Here is a 13,916-nt window from a genome sequence, read left to right as displayed (position 1 = left end):
AGCGCCGATAGCCGATCTTGCCAGCCGGTCCGGCAAAGCCACCTTCCTCGACCGCGGCAACCTCCGGCGGGTCGGCCTCGCTGTCCTCCAACATCTTGTCGACGGCGGCACGGCCTACCGTGTAGGGCAGCGTATTGGGCTTGGGCCTTCCCTCCTGGACGGCCTTGTCCATTACGTCGAGCAGCGTGCGGGCTTCGGCATCGAGCATGGGTCACTCCGGATCGAACAGGTGCTCAGGTGGGAAGAGGCGTCGCCGAGAAGAGGCCTTCCGGGTCGAAACGACGCTTCACGGCCTGAAGTCTCGTGATGTTGTCGCCGTAAGCTTGAGCATTTGGTCTTCGGCATGCGGTCCAAGAAAGTTGACACCACGTAAAACGTCTCTCGGTCGGCGTGACTATGCATCGGCACCACCGCTCCCGCGGGCAAAGTGCATCGCATGAGACAGTAGTCCGCTTCATTGTCGGAAACATCCGTGAGATACTCGTTCGTTGGACGCAAGCGTCTCTGCGGGGGAACGCTTCCCTGGCACCGGTCGCACTCGTCGATGGACGATCATTCAGATTGAGATTGTCAGACATCGTCAGAGACCTCTTGCATGACCCCCGGTAAGACTTGCAGATGCACTCGCAGCGGTGCCAAGAGCATCGATCCTGCAAAGCCGGACCCAACAGCATTCTAGGTTGCAGTGCTTCCCACCGATTGTCTTTTTCGGACAGAACCTTCAACTATCGGTGACATTTGTCGCGTTGTAACGCGATATCTCTCAGTCGTGATGACCTGAGTGCAGTTTGTGCCAAGGGCTGAGGAAGTTCACATGAAACCTTCAAGGGATAGTTCGGGCCTTTGTCTGTTTATGGTCAATCGCGCCGCTTTGGCCATCGGCCGGTCACTTCCGATCTAACCCGATAAACGGACGTTCCCAGCGCCTGTTGGCACGTCTCAAAGGTGCCAGAAGCCGACATCATTCGATCACCTCGTCGGCGCTGGCGAGTAAAGAGAGCGGCATGGTAAGGCCGAGCGCTTTGGCAGTTTTCATATTGTCACTAGCTCGAACTTAGTCGGCTGCTCGACCGGCAGATCGGAAGGCTTGGCGCCTTTGAATTCAGTCCCGGTCGTACAGTGGCAGGCAGACGTCCGCTCAGGGTCGTGCGTGGGCTAACCCTTCCCCAGAACAAACCCCACGCCCATCGCGAGCACGCTCAACAGGATCGCGGCGGTGGAGAGCCAGCCGAGCCAGTACAGCGGACCGCGGATCACAAAGCGGCCCATCACGTCCCTGCGACGCGACATCACCATCAGCAGCACCATGACGGGCACTGCGAGCGCGCCGTTGATGACGGCGCTCCAGTACAGCGCCGAGATCGGATTGATCGAGGTGAAGTTCAGCGCGATGCCGATTGCCGCCGATAGCGCCAGCACGGCGTAGAACGCGGCCGCCTCCTTCGGCTTGCGCGCCAGACCAACCGGCCACTGCCGTCCCTCGCCAACGGCGTAAGCGGTCGCGCCGGCCAGCACCGGGATCGCCAACAATCCGGTGCCGACGATGCCCAGCGCAAAGATCACTTCCGCGAGCGGCCCGGCGATCGGGCGCAGCGCTTCGGCGGCCTGCGCCGAACTCCCGATATCGGTCTTGCCCGCCGCATGCAGCGTCGCCGCCACGGTGATGATGATCGACAGCGCAATCAAATTGGAAAAGGCCATGCCGACGATGGTGTCGGCGCGGATGCGGCTGAATTCCTTCCGCGCGCCGTAATGCTTGTCGATCAGCGGCCGTTTGGTGCCATCGACGCGCTGGTCCTCGGCTTCCTGCGACGCCTGCCAGAAAAACAGATAGGGCGAGATCGTGGTGCCGAGAATGGCGACGATGGTGGTGAAATAGTCGGCGCTCCAGTCGAGGCGCGGGATCAACACGCCCGCCAGCGCCTCGCCCCACGAAATATGAGCGAACGCCAGTGCGCCGACATAGGCGAACAGGCTGAGCGTTAGCCATTTCAGCACCGAGACGTAGCGCTTGTAATCGAGAAAAATCTGCGCCGCGACAGAGATCACGCCGAAGAACACCACGTAGATAATGCCATGGTTGCCGATCAGGAGCTTGGTGGCATCCGCCATCGCGCCGAGGTCGGCCGCGATGTTGATGGTGTTGGCGACGAACAGCAGTGCCACCACCACATTGAGTAGCCACATCGAATAATGCCGGCAGACATTGCCGGCGATGCCGTGGCCCGTGACGCGTCCGACCCGCGCGGAAATCTCCTGGATCGCCGCCATCAGCGGAAACGTCAGCAGCATGGTCCAGCCGATGCCGTAACCAAGCTGCGCGCCGGCCTGGCTGTAGGTGCCGATGCCAGAGGGATCGTCGTCGGATGCGCCGGTGATCAATCCCGGCCCGAGCGTTTTTAGAAATTCGCGGAAGCGAAACGGCCGGTGCCGGTCCTTTTCCGGCGCCGGAGGGGGCCCACCGGCATGCTGGCGCCTGCCGTTGTTCTTGCGTCTGGTCTGTTTGCGATTTGCCATATTTGATCCAGCCGCCGCGACAACGATCCGGACAAGGTTCGGTTCCGCAATGGGAACTGGCGGGCCGCGCCATGCGGCAATCCAACCGCGCCGCGGCACGCTGGGTCAATCGCTACCCGTCGCTCGCCGCCAGGTCGGATGCGAAGTCCGCAATGGCCCGAACCTGACCTGCTTCCAATGCCCTAACCCTAACCTGCGGCACATGCTTCTCGCCTTCTGCAACCGAGGAGTGTGACCATGCAGCATCAATTGGATGCGACTCACGCGCCCCATAAGCGAGTGCCCTGGAATAAGGGCAAGGTGACCGGAGCAAAGCCGCCGCTGCGACCCAAACATGTCTGGTCAATCCGGACTAAACTCCAGATCGAAGGCCGCGCTCGGGACATCGCCATGTTCAATTTGGCGATCGACAGCAAGCTGCGTGGCGTGACGTGGTCGCGATCAAGATCGAAGATGTCGCTGCGAGCGGATACACGGCGGACCGCGCAACGGTCCGACAGAAAAAGACCGGACGGCCAGTCAGATTTGAATTGAGCGAACTGACCCGCCAAGCAGTCGACGACTATTTGAAAGTTGCCAACAAAAGACCCGGCGAGTTCTTGTTCACTGGTCGTCTTGGTGCCGAACGCAGTATGACGACGCGACAATATGCGCGCCTTGTCTCCGAATGGATAGGCAGCGTTGGGCTAGACCCGAGGCTTTTTGGAACGCATTCACTACGACGAACCAAGGCCACCTTAATCTACCGGCGCACGGGCAATCTTAGGGCAGTTCAGCTTCTGCTTGGCCACACCAAGATCGAAAGCACGGTCAGATATCTCGGGATCGAAGTAGACGATGCTTTGGCAATAGCGGAACAAGTTGATGTCTGAAATACCCGGGCAGAGCGGACATGCTCTGCCCGACCTCCGACCGCCGGTTTCATGCCAACACCGGACTAGACATCTTAGCGGGGCATGGCCGATGCTCCCCGGCAGGGCACATAGCGCTTTCGTGTAGTAACCCAATGAATCCGGGTATGATCTCCCGGCGGCCTTGGTGGGCGCCGATCCTAGTGATGGCCGCATTGACCGCGTTTGCGATCGTTGCCGTTCGCTCCCTGCGGGAGCCGGTTCTGCGAGCCGCAGGATGGGCGCTCGTCGTAAACGAACCGGTCGCGTCCGCCGACATCATCGTTCTATCGCTCGATTCCGATGGCGCCGGGGCGCTCGAAGCGGCGGACCTCGTGCAAAGCGGCATCTCAAAGCGAGTTGCGGTTTTTATGAACCCTCCGAGTGCAGAAGACCATGAGCTCATCCGCCGGGGCGTCCCTTACGAGGATGAGGGGGCAAAGCAGATTCGCCAACTGAGGTCGCTTGGCGTCACAGATATCGTGCGAATCTCCACAATCGAGGGAGGGTCGACCGAAGGTGAAGTTCAGGCACTTGCGCCATGGTGCGACGAGCATCGGCTCCGATCCATTGTGTTCGTGGCCGCTAGGGATCACTCGCGACGATCGCGGCGAGTGCTCGACCGAGTCATGAAAGGCCATCCGACGCGCGTCACGGTCCAAGCCGCGCGCTACACACCTTTTGACCCCGACCGATGGTGGGAAACTCGCCGCGGCGTCCGGGCAGAAATCGTCGAGCTCCAGAAACTCTTGCTCGACGTCGTGCTGCACCCTTTGAGCCATTAAGCCCGAGATAAACGCAACGTCACGGGAAAGCCGGTCCAGCTTGGAAACAACGATGCTGCACTTTGCCTTTCTGGCTGCAGCCAATGCGGCCGCAAGTTGCGGGCGCCTATCAAGAGCGTCAGCGCCCTTCCCGGTCTCGAACTCGGCATACTCTTCAATGATGGTCAGCGACTCGGCCGCGGCAAAGCGCTCGATTGCTGCCCTTTGCGCTTCAATGCCGAGTCCGGAGCGCTGCTGCTGTTGCGTGGAAACTCGAAGATATGCGACGGCGCGCCCCATACAAACGGCATACCACCGTATGCCGTGTGGTCGTAGGGCAATTCAGAGCAATGTCATTGCTTTTTTCATGTTGCAGCAGCGCAGACAAATCCAGTCTTTTCCCGCCGCTCTGCGACATGCTCTCACAGGCGGCCCTACGCTCGAAGTTCCTTCCGATATTGTTATGGCCCCACCGTCTTCCGAAGCGCACCACCGCCCTTCCTGGCCGAATGAACGGGCACGTTGTGGATTGATGGCCTTCCTGCTCTCCCCCCGGCTAGTCCCCGGGTTAGAGGCAGTGCAAAATTATCACGGGCTTGCAGAGTTGTGGCCCTAGACCAAATGAACCGCATTGTCAGGTATTTCGAATTCGGCGAATCCGGCGAGCGGACCGGCCGTCAATTAATCATCAAGGACCACACTCCGAAACCGCCTCCGGCCGACGGAGCCCAATGGCGCCTCGATCCTGACTTCAATGCCGGAGATGTACTTCTAGAATCATCCAGGTTTCGCGAAGTGCTCGCCTCTGCTTTAAAAAACGGCCATCAGATAGTTTCGTGACCGGCTACCTTGGAATGCGTGCCTGTTCTGGGCGCGCTTCAGCAACCGACGTTAAAAGCGCATCAATTGTCATGGAACGCCGATGTCTGCAATAAGGTGGACAATCCTCGATTGGGCGTCATCTAAGGTCCGCTTTGTACTTCCAATGCCGGAAGTGGACAGCGTCCTCCCCAACAGAAGCTTTGCGACATAATCGTACTATCTGGGCGTCTAATGCTTGGCTTTGCGATGTCGTACACCCACACGGCTGGCGCCCCTCAATCGTCCGAACAGCTTTCCAATTTTCTGCCTGACCGCCTGCACGCCCGATAAACCCACGGCTCTTTGAAGCTACCGGCCCACATGCCTCGCTCATGCCGCTTAGCTTCAGTCTGAGCTTCGGCGTAGCCACCTTTGCTATATTGAGGCCAATCGAGCGCGAGCCCGTTCCGAACCAGCCAATCAGCAATATCCGTCCCGCCAACGTTGCAGACGGACACCACGCGTTTATACCGATCGCGATCTACTTCGATGCATTGGACGGGGCGACGGCCTATGAAGTTAAAGAGCGCATTCGACGCTTTTTGTCCACAACGGTACAAGCCGCTCTCTTCATTGCGGCAAAGCTGATCAGATTCAGGCGCATCAATTCCAAATACGCGAATACGCGCGCTATGAATTTCAATTGTATCGCCGTCAACTACGGAGGCCTGTCCGATTAGGTCGTCAGCACGGATAGGCGCAATCAATATAGATAACGAAAATGCCAAGATCGCTCGAACTAACCAAAGCATCAATTTAACGCCCAAAGACTCAAATCGATCCGCGCGAGTTTTGTATCGTGGTTCCAATGCGTCAGGCTGCGACTTTAGGCCTGAGTAAATATGACAAGCGAGCTCAGGGCTTAGGAAATTTAAGGATGTATCTTGCCTCCTGGTTGCCGGTTTCCTTAAACACCTCCTTTGCCTCTGACGAAAGCGTGCCATCGAACCCCGCATTCTTTCTCCCCTGAAGGGATATCCTATCGCCTTTCCGAAAGTATGGCGTCTGCGAAAGCAGCGGCACGGTGTCAGACACATTCCCGACCAAGATCGATGTGCATCTCTTGATCGCCGGTTTCACGACGCTGGTGACCGAGATGAAGGGCCTGGCCGCCGACCTGGACAGGGCCGCATGATCAAGTCCGCCAAACCCAGCAAAAAGGTCGAGGATGCCGTGTTGGTCATCTCCATCCCCATCACCTTCCTGCAGCGCGGAGGCCGGAAGCAGATCGTCGTTCCGCCGGGCGCCGCTGACTGGCAACCCCGCGCTAACCGCTGCGATAACAGCCTCATCAACGCTCTCGCCAAGGCCCATCTGTGGCGCAGACTGATTGAGACCGGGAAGTACACCTCGGCCGTCGAACTCTCGCGGGCGGAAGGCATCAACGAATCCTACCTCTGCCGCGTCCTCCGCTTGACCCTTCTCGCCCCCGACATCGTCGAGGCCATCCTCGACGGACGGCAGCCAAGGACGCTGGAGCTGCAATCGTTGTTGAAGCCCATCCCGGCGGACTGGCGTGCGCAACGCAAGGCTCTCGGCTTTGCCAATGGCGCGGGTCCCTCTGGCCATCCAGCCGACCGCGGGTAATTCGCACCTCAGCATTCCGGAAGCCGCAGGTCCAAAACGCTCGCTTAACAAACTTAACGCACTTAACACTCCGGGTCAGCAGAGCGGTGTTTGTTCTATGGACTACACAGCTCACGAACTGGAAATTGTAGGAACAATCACCTTTACCCCGCACTCCGCGAGGGCTGAGACCGAGCGGGCCAAGGCGTTAAGCGAAGCTCGGCAAGTCACTATGTCGGCTCATCAGGGGTAAAGCGGACTCGCAACGAGAGGGATGGGTCCCTCTGGCGGGATAGAACGACTGCGGGTAATTCGCACCTCAGCATTCCGGAAGCCGCAGGTCCAAAACGCTCGCTTAACAAACTTAACGCACTTAACACTCCGGGTCAGCAGAGCGGTGTTTGTTCTATGGACCACACAGCTCACGAACTGGAAATTGTAGGAACAATCACCTTTACCCCGCACTCCGCGAGGGCTGAGACCGAGCGGGCCAAGGCGTTAAGCGAAGCTCGGCAAGTCACTATGTCGGCTCATCAGGGGTAAAGCGGACTCGCAACGAGAGGGATGGGTCCCTCTGGCGGGATAGAACGACTGCGGGTAATTCGCACCCCGCCTGTTCGGTAGCCGCAGGTCTAAAAAAGTTAGGTTGACAAGGTTGACACGGTTGACACTCGGTTGACACTCGGTTGACAGCTACAAGCCCGCTTAGCCTTTTGAGCCTTGCGCAGGATGCCCTGCCTTGCAATGGCGGCATTCGGCGAAAAAATCGCCGCAGTTAGGGAGGCTCATAGCTATCGATCGCTCGGCGGCCAACTCCAGGTCCGCAATGGGCGCACTGGGCTTCCACCGGGCTTCATAATGTCCTCGTAGGTTTTTCCGTACATGCAACGCCACCCATCCGGCGTGATGCGCCAACCAATCTCACCGTAGTATCGCTGTGATGGACCCGTTTCAACGAGACCGAGGTTAACGAGACTAGCAAGCGTCGCCGTGCCAATGCCCGTAAGCTGCCCCTTAATGAGGAAGTCGCGATGCTCAAAACTTAGTTTATCAATCGCTTTGCGTTCGCGTGCGTTGAGAATGTGGGTCACGCGTTTCCGACAATCTGAGTTTCTCCGGTTTGGAAACCTTCGCCGCGCATCTCCCTTTTCACTTTTTCCCACTCTGCTTTGAGCACGTCGCGCCCAGCTTGGACCAGATCTTCATCTAATGCCTGTCGTTCTGCCTGAGTGTCGAGCTTGTAAATTTTGTCTGCTATCTCCCATAGCCGCCTTTGAAGTTGGTCCTTCCTATTGAGCAGCAGATCTATTTGGGTGCCAAGGCGAGACAGCGTTCGTGTGTCGTCGGGCAACAATTCGCCACCATCTTCGGTACTCATTAGGATGGCGTGATATTCCGACAAGGTGTCGCGCAGTTTTTCCATCCAGGCCATACGGAGTTTTGCAACTTCGCGTGCGCCAGCGATTTCTGCCGCTAACATTGATGCCTTGGCGGAGAGTTGACTCGCCAACCCCTGACGTCTGCCAACCCGCCACTGGACGAAGGGACCCAGCACGCCAGAAATCAGAGCAAATATTGCCGCAACAGCAGCAACACCAGCCGCCGGATTAGCAAGGATAACTTTTGTAATTTCAGCGACGGGGAGCTTCGTCAAAAAGATGACGAAAGCTCCGAGCAACGCACTGATGAGCGCTATCGTTAAATCACGCACTTTGCCTCCAGATCACACCGACCGATTGTCACGCAACCCTGAGGCGAGCGCAATGGGCCAATACCCATGTCCTGCATTTTATGGCTCAGGATCTTGGGTCCTCTGACGATACAGGACGATCGCGGGTCCTTACGGTCCAGCATGTTGATAGGAGCCTCGATATGGCGCGATGCCAGCGCCGACTTGCCGGCATGATGGCCCCACGAGATGGCGCATGGATAGAGCTTTGGCGGAGATAAGTGTGTTGCTTAGATCGATGTCTTGTTAGACAAATGGAAGATTGCCTCAAACTGATATAGCAAAAGGCCCACTAGCATTTTTTCGTGGTGGGCGAAGCGAACGGCCCCTGTGATCTCAACGCTTTTGAACCTTCGGATGAAATTGTTACAGAGATTTGCAGCGCAGACGGAGACAATTGCGGTCGGGCAAGGAGCCGTCACAATTCGTATTCGATCATTTTTCGCATTATGACGAGAACCTTTATTCATAGTTTCGACCCCGCTAACGCAAGCCCTGTCGCAGGGTCTACTGTCAGTCTAGAGGTGTCTGAGATTGAGGATGCCGGCATAAGGGAGGTCCTTCAGACACCAGGGGCTGCCTACGGTGCATGGTCCATTCTGGACACGCTCCTCACCGCTACTGGCCAAGGCACGCCTTTCATATTTAAGGAGCCCCTCGGACAGGCCCGGGAAGTGAAGGTGGCGTTGTCGGGACTGTTCGGCCGCTTTGTCGCTCGCGCCTATCTCGAACACTATTTCAACCTTTCGATCTTTGCGCATCTCAGCAGCCGGTCGCTGCTGCTCGACGGTCGCCGGCAGGTTGAAATCGTCCGGAGGGCACGTGGTGACCTGCCGGATTGGTTGGCATGTGCAGCCGATCTCTCCTCCCTTACGGTGGCGGAAGCCAAAGGCTGCCATGATTCGGGAGGCCCGGCGAAAGCACTCGCAAGAGCCTGGACGCAAGCGCAGCGGATCGATGTGACGGCCAAGGGGAAAAAGGTCACTATCAAGCGGATTGCGGTCGCGACGCGCTGGGGCGCCGCGACGACGGGCCCGGCCGACGCGCACCTTTCGGTTCAAGACCCCGTAGACGAAGGCGAGCCGATTGAACGCGACGACAAGGCTGCTCTGTTCGTCGGACTGCTTCGCTACCACATCGCGAATCTAATCGCTCCCTTGGGCCATCAGGAATTGGCCACATCGTTACGGCAACTCGCTCGGGACCGCCTCCAGAGCACAGTCCAGCGAGATCTGATCAGCGCCCGAGCGATTCTGAACTCCACGCCGCTGCGGGACGTTGCGGGCAGTAGCGCGATCGATGGCCTTGTGGGCGGTATTGTCACCCGGGCGGGGCCGCTGGCGGATTCGACTGTGGCCGCCGCCGACCAAGATACACTGGCGCGGCTCAATTTGCGCCCCGTCTTGGTCGGTGTGGAGCGAGATCTGATCAGCTTGGCGATCGACGGAGAAGCGCACGCCGTTCGCAAGCGGTTGGCCGATGTCGTAGGGAGTGACGACAGCGCCCGTTCCGATCGAGCGGGGGGCTGGATAATGCCGTTAGGCTCGGGCCAAGGACGCGTCAGAGATGTATGACCAGCGGCCACGGTCGGACTGCCCGCAACAATGAACGATACATCGGCCAGAACAACGGTGCGCTTTACGGAGCCAGGGGCAATGGAAAATCAAGACGCTGGGATTTCGAATGAAGCGGCGGCTTTAGTCGATGTTCTTAACTGGTCGGCCGATCTGCCGGCGTGGCAACGTGATGCTCTGCGCCGGCTCTGCTCGCAACCCAAGCTCGACACCACTGAAATCGCTGCGCTGGCCGCATATGCAAAGGCGAGGAGATCGCTTCGCCGTTGGATGCCAGCCACATCCGTGATCCTGGCGCCAGCAACGCCAATGTCAGCCTAGGGGCTCTGCATGGGCTCTCCCATGTCAACGCTTTGGCGCCAGGCGAGCGTCTCTCATTCGGGAAAACGGGCCTCACGGTCATCTATGGGGACAATGGCGCCGGCAAATCCGGGTATGCCCGTGTCCTGAAACAACTCTGTCGCGCGCGCTCACCGAAGGGCGACACGATCCTGCCGGACATCTACGCCGCTAACAGTGGTGTGCCGACGGCCAGCATCGATTTCCTGGTCGGAGGGCAGAAGCGCAGCGCCACCTGGCGCCAGGGTGAGGCTGCCGACAGCATGCTGTCGGCCGTTAGCGTCTTCGATTCCCGCACGGCGAATGTCCATGTCGAAAACACCAATGACCTCGCATATACACCCTCGCCCCTCCGCATCCTCGCGGGCCTCGCACAAGCCTGCCAAGATCTGAAGGTCCGGCTCACGTCGGAAATCCAAGCCTTGGAGCTGCAGACGCCAGCGGTGCTGTCAAAGCCGGAATGCAAGCCTCACACAGGGGTGGGGAGGCTGCTCGCAGCCCTTTCCGGCCAGACCAAGCTGGAGGCCGTTGAGGGACTCGCAGGTTTGGACGCGCTTCAGGAGGCCCGGCTGCAAACGCTGGCGTCAGATCTGGTAGGCGATCCGGCCCGGACGATTCGTCAGCTCGAGGGCCAGGAGACACGTCTGAAGGCGGCGGTCGAGCGGCTTCAACGCCTCGTGGCGTGCTCCGACGAAAAAAATCAGACGCTTCTGGCTGAGCCCTTTCGTGAACTTGAGACTGCTCGCGCGGCCACCGTTGTGGCGTCAGCCACCCTCTTCGCCAATGAACCTCTCCCAGAAGTCGGCGCGGACGTCTGGAGGGCATTGTGGGAAGCTGCGCGCGCCTATTCGAGCGCGGCCGCTTATCCAGGCCGACCCTTTCCCCTTACGGAGTCAGACGCCCATTGCGTACTCTGCCAGCAGCCACTCAGCGAGGAGGCGGCGAAGCGCCTCGCAAGCTTCGAAGCTTTTGTCCAAGACGAAAGCAAGCGGCGCGAAGCTGCAGTCGGAGAAGCCTATGACCAGAGCCTAGAGTCGGTTGCCGTCGGCCGCTTTCCGATGGCGGACATGCTGGGGCTCCTAGCTTTCGTGCGGGACGATCTGGGCCACGAAGCTTTGGCTGCTGCGCTTCGGCGCGAGATCGTAACCCTGACGTGGCGGCTGCGAGCCCTCCTGCGAAATCACCACCGTCCCGCCTTGACCGAACTGCCGCCAACGACATCCGTATCGTTTGATGGCCTGCAGGCAGTTCTGGAGGGCATCGCGCGCCGGATTTCCGATCTGAAAGCCGACGCAGATTCCCCTCAACGCGCGACCCTTGTTGCCGAGGAAGACGACCTGGCCGACCGAAAATGGCTCGGCCTGGTTAAGGCCGACGTGTTCGCGCAGATCGAGCGGTTGAAAGAGATTGAAGCGCTCCGCACCGCCACGAGGGAGACGACAACAAACAAAATCACGACCCAGAGCGCACGGATCGCCCAGGCGCTCGTCACGAACCGCCTACGCAGTCGTTTCGCGATCGAGGTCGACAAGCTCGGCGTCGCCGGCTTGGCGATCGAGCTCCAGCAGGCCAAGACGACAACGGGCGTACCATTTTTTCAGATTCGGCTGATCAACAAGCCGAGCGAACCGATCGGCAAGGTTTTGAGTGAAGGCGAGCACCGCTGCGTTGCTTTAGCCGCATTCCTCGCGGAGCTTTCCACGATCGACGCGCAATCAGCGATCGTCTTTGACGATCCAGTCTGCTCGCTCGATCATTTACATCGTGACAAGGTAGCGGCTCGGCTAGCGGAGGCTGCCGTGTCGCGCCAAGTTATCGTGTTCACACACGACATGGCTTTTCTGCTCCTGCTTGACGAAGCCTGCCGGGCGGCCAAGGGCCGGGAAGCAACGCCTGTCGCCTATCGACTGATCAGCCGAGGTCCAGATCGTGCTGGCTTCTGCCATCACGATCCGCCCGCCAACGTAATGCCCCTCGCCAAGGTCATTGACGGAATGAGGGCACATTTGACCAACGTTAAGATTCACTATGAGCGCGGCGACCAAGCGAAGTGGCTCCGGGAAGTCACCTCATTCCAGGACCAGCTTCGCACTACTTGGGAGCGCGCTGTCGAAGACACGGTCGGTCCAGTCCTTCGGCGCCTATCTCGCAAGGTCGATACCACAGGCCTGATTAAGCTAACAGTACTGACCGAAGCCGATTGTACCGAAATGCGCAAAAGCTTTGGCCGATGTTCGATGCTGCTGCATAGCCAACCAGGAGAACTTAATCCACGAATACCTGCACCTCCGGTCATTAAGAGTGAGATCGATGCATTGGCGAACTGGATTGGCGACATCCAGAATCGACAAGGCGGCGTCGAATGAGAGCAGGCGTTTGGGCTTGAGGTGCTCAACGGTGCGAGTCTCAGGCCGCTTCTTGCTTGTGTAATGCTTTCTTTGCACAAGCGCAAAGTAGGGACATCGGATGAGTAGTACGACACGTATGTTGAAGACCAAAGATATTGCAGAGAGTGACTTCGCCTCGATCATCGTCAGGTTGATGATGGCGATCAACGACACAACTATGGTCAACGTGCTGTTGAAGGACTGGTGTACGAATGAAGAAAAGATGCACAAGTGGCGCAGGTCAAACGGTCGACTGTTCCTGGCCAAGTTGCAGATGGCGTACGTTTTTGAAGCGCTGGATATTGTCCGCGACATCCGCAAGACCGAGGCGCTGATCGGACATATCGAGAAGCTGAGCGACGCAGCGCGCGCCGCGTACGACAACACGGTCGCCTTCATCGATTCGTCCGACTACAAGATGCTGGCGGAATTCCGGAACAGTGCCGCGTTTCACTATGACGCAAAGCGCACAGCTACTGCCGTGAACGAAATCGCCGACGATCGGCCAGATGATGTGCAAGTGGCTTCTGGCGGCGATAAGATCATTGATTGGCACTACGCGCTTGGAGACAGGGTGTACGAGCGGATCGCGACGCGGCACATATTCAAGGTGCCTGCTGATAAAGACATAGCGAAGGAATCTGATGCTATAGCAAACCGGTTCTTTGATATGTCGGAAGCAATAGTCTTATTTGGCGCGGCGCTCATCAGGCAGTTAACCTGACTAGTTTCCGAATCAATCAGTTCTTAGACGCGAGGCGCACGCGATAATTCTAACCACCCTCGTTCCAAGGCGCGGTAGTATAATCCGAGGCAGACCCAACATCTCAGGCGGCATTAAAGGAAGGTGGACGCGTCAGTGGACCCAGCGCTCAGCCGTTATGAGCCGTCCGCTTAACCTGGCTTTTAGGCACTTCGCAGCTCTTGGCATCACAAACGTTATCTTGAGGATGTCTGATTTGGCTGGCGGGCTCAATTGGTCAGCGCAACACTCTAATCTTTTAGCAAAGATGGAGTGTGGGCATGAAACAGCGACGTCGCATTTATTACTCGACCGCTCAGCGGTCTGAGATCTGGGATCGCTGGCAGGCCGGCGAGCCGATGAGTTCGATCGGACGCCGATTTGACCGGGAGTCCTCGTCGGTCTTCTCTGTGATCTCGCCAACCGGTGGCATACGTCCTCCGGATCGGCACCGTGCCAAACAGGCGCTCGGCCTTTCTGAACGAGAGGAAATCTCTCGATGGCTCAGCATGCGCTGCTCGTTGCGGTCGATCGCGCGCCACTTGGG

General features: G+C 58.5%; 13 protein-coding genes and 1 pseudogene. 8 read left to right on the top strand and 6 right to left on the bottom strand.

What is annotated here, in order from left to right; genetic code table 11:
• The 3 genes from N554_RS0128780 to N554_RS0128775 form a co-directional block, all read right to left on the bottom strand.
• A partial coding sequence (locus tag N554_RS0128780; protein WP_029586636.1) for a hypothetical protein occupies positions 1-208 on the bottom strand: 208 nt, incomplete at its 3' end.
• A 25-nt stretch (positions 209-233) separates the two neighbouring features.
• Positions 234-458, bottom strand: a complete 225-nt coding sequence (locus tag N554_RS43195; protein WP_197033787.1) for a BBE domain-containing protein — start codon at positions 456-458, stop codon at positions 234-236.
• Between the two features lie 697 nt (positions 459-1,155).
• Positions 1,156-2,517, bottom strand: a complete 1,362-nt coding sequence (locus N554_RS0128775) for an NRAMP family divalent metal transporter (protein ID WP_029586635.1) — start codon at positions 2,515-2,517, stop codon at positions 1,156-1,158.
• A 237-nt stretch (positions 2,518-2,754) separates the two neighbouring features.
• On the opposite strand from N554_RS0128775, the pseudogene N554_RS36575 reads away from it, so the two are divergent.
• Positions 2,755-3,389, top strand: a pseudogene (locus N554_RS36575) (tyrosine-type recombinase/integrase).
• A 368-nt stretch (positions 3,390-3,757) separates the two neighbouring features.
• Here N554_RS36575 and N554_RS42400 read toward each other — a convergent pair.
• Positions 3,758-4,471 carry a recombinase family protein gene (locus tag N554_RS42400; RefSeq protein WP_245283748.1) on the bottom strand — a complete coding sequence of 238 codons (714 nt, stop codon included), beginning with the start codon at positions 4,469-4,471 and terminating at the stop codon, positions 3,758-3,760.
• Positions 4,472-4,792: 321 nt separating this feature from the next.
• On the opposite strand from N554_RS42400, the gene N554_RS41560 reads away from it, so the two are divergent.
• Complete coding sequence (locus tag N554_RS41560; RefSeq protein WP_029586632.1) at positions 4,793-5,011, top strand: hypothetical protein; 219 nt, start codon at positions 4,793-4,795, stop codon at positions 5,009-5,011.
• A 257-nt stretch (positions 5,012-5,268) separates the two neighbouring features.
• On the opposite strand, the gene N554_RS38970 is transcribed toward N554_RS41560, so the two are convergent.
• Positions 5,269-5,784: a thermonuclease family protein gene (locus tag N554_RS38970; RefSeq protein WP_081851461.1), complete on the bottom strand. Its 516-nt coding sequence runs from the start codon at positions 5,782-5,784 to the stop codon at positions 5,269-5,271.
• Between the two features lie 379 nt (positions 5,785-6,163).
• Between N554_RS38970 and N554_RS0128735 the strand changes: the two genes are divergently transcribed.
• Positions 6,164-6,619, top strand: coding sequence for a hypothetical protein (locus N554_RS0128735; RefSeq protein WP_051677765.1), 456 nt, complete (start codon positions 6,164-6,166; stop codon positions 6,617-6,619).
• Between the two features lie 1,066 nt (positions 6,620-7,685).
• Here N554_RS0128735 and N554_RS0128730 read toward each other — a convergent pair.
• A complete protein-coding gene (locus N554_RS0128730) occupies positions 7,686-8,309 on the bottom strand; it encodes a hypothetical protein (protein ID WP_029586628.1) in 624 nt (207 codons plus the stop codon).
• Between the two features lie 323 nt (positions 8,310-8,632).
• On the opposite strand from N554_RS0128730, the gene N554_RS0128725 reads away from it, so the two are divergent.
• The 5 genes from N554_RS0128725 to N554_RS41555 form a co-directional block, all read left to right on the top strand.
• Complete coding sequence (locus N554_RS0128725; RefSeq protein WP_245283747.1) at positions 8,633-9,901, top strand: hypothetical protein; 1,269 nt, start codon at positions 8,633-8,635, stop codon at positions 9,899-9,901.
• A 30-nt stretch (positions 9,902-9,931) separates the two neighbouring features.
• Positions 9,932-10,222: a hypothetical protein gene (locus tag N554_RS42395; RefSeq protein WP_245283746.1), complete on the top strand. Its 291-nt coding sequence runs from the start codon at positions 9,932-9,934 to the stop codon at positions 10,220-10,222.
• A 281-nt stretch (positions 10,223-10,503) separates the two neighbouring features.
• The gene (locus tag N554_RS36570; RefSeq protein ID WP_245283745.1) at positions 10,504-12,606 is read left to right on the top strand and encodes an AAA family ATPase; all 2,103 of its coding nucleotides are present in this window, start codon (positions 10,504-10,506) and stop codon (positions 12,604-12,606) included.
• A 121-nt stretch (positions 12,607-12,727) separates the two neighbouring features.
• Complete coding sequence (locus N554_RS0128715) at positions 12,728-13,351, top strand: hypothetical protein (RefSeq protein WP_156042165.1); 624 nt, start codon at positions 12,728-12,730, stop codon at positions 13,349-13,351.
• Between the two features lie 299 nt (positions 13,352-13,650).
• A partial coding sequence (locus N554_RS41555; protein WP_029586625.1) for a helix-turn-helix domain-containing protein occupies positions 13,651-13,916 on the top strand: 266 nt, incomplete at its 3' end.

The sequence above is a fragment of the Bradyrhizobium sp. URHD0069 genome, from assembly GCF_000701345.1.
Lineage (GTDB): Bacteria > Pseudomonadota > Alphaproteobacteria > Rhizobiales > Xanthobacteraceae > Bradyrhizobium.
This window is presented reverse-complemented; position numbering and strand designations above follow the sequence as displayed.

What these genes read in the sequence shown, in the direction of transcription:
- N554_RS42395 (WP_245283746.1), top strand. Translation starts at nt 9,932, where the DNA reads ATGAACGATACATCGGCCAGAACAACGGTGCGCTTTACGGAGCCAGGG.
- N554_RS0128775 (WP_029586635.1), bottom strand. Translation starts at nt 2,517, where the DNA reads ATGGCAAATCGCAAACAGACCAGACGCAAGAACAACGGCAGGCGCCAG.
- N554_RS43195 (WP_197033787.1), bottom strand. Translation starts at nt 458, where the DNA reads ATGAAGCGGACTACTGTCTCATGCGATGCACTTTGCCCGCGGGAGCGG.
- N554_RS0128735 (WP_051677765.1), top strand. Translation starts at nt 6,164, where the DNA reads ATGATCAAGTCCGCCAAACCCAGCAAAAAGGTCGAGGATGCCGTGTTG.
- N554_RS38970 (WP_081851461.1), bottom strand. Translation starts at nt 5,784, where the DNA reads ATGCTTTGGTTAGTTCGAGCGATCTTGGCATTTTCGTTATCTATATTG.
- N554_RS41560 (WP_029586632.1), top strand. Translation starts at nt 4,793, where the DNA reads ATGAACCGCATTGTCAGGTATTTCGAATTCGGCGAATCCGGCGAGCGG.
- N554_RS36570 (WP_245283745.1), top strand. Translation starts at nt 10,504, where the DNA reads ATGCTGTCGGCCGTTAGCGTCTTCGATTCCCGCACGGCGAATGTCCAT.
- N554_RS42400 (WP_245283748.1), bottom strand. Translation starts at nt 4,471, where the DNA reads ATGGGGCGCGCCGTCGCATATCTTCGAGTTTCCACGCAACAGCAGCAG.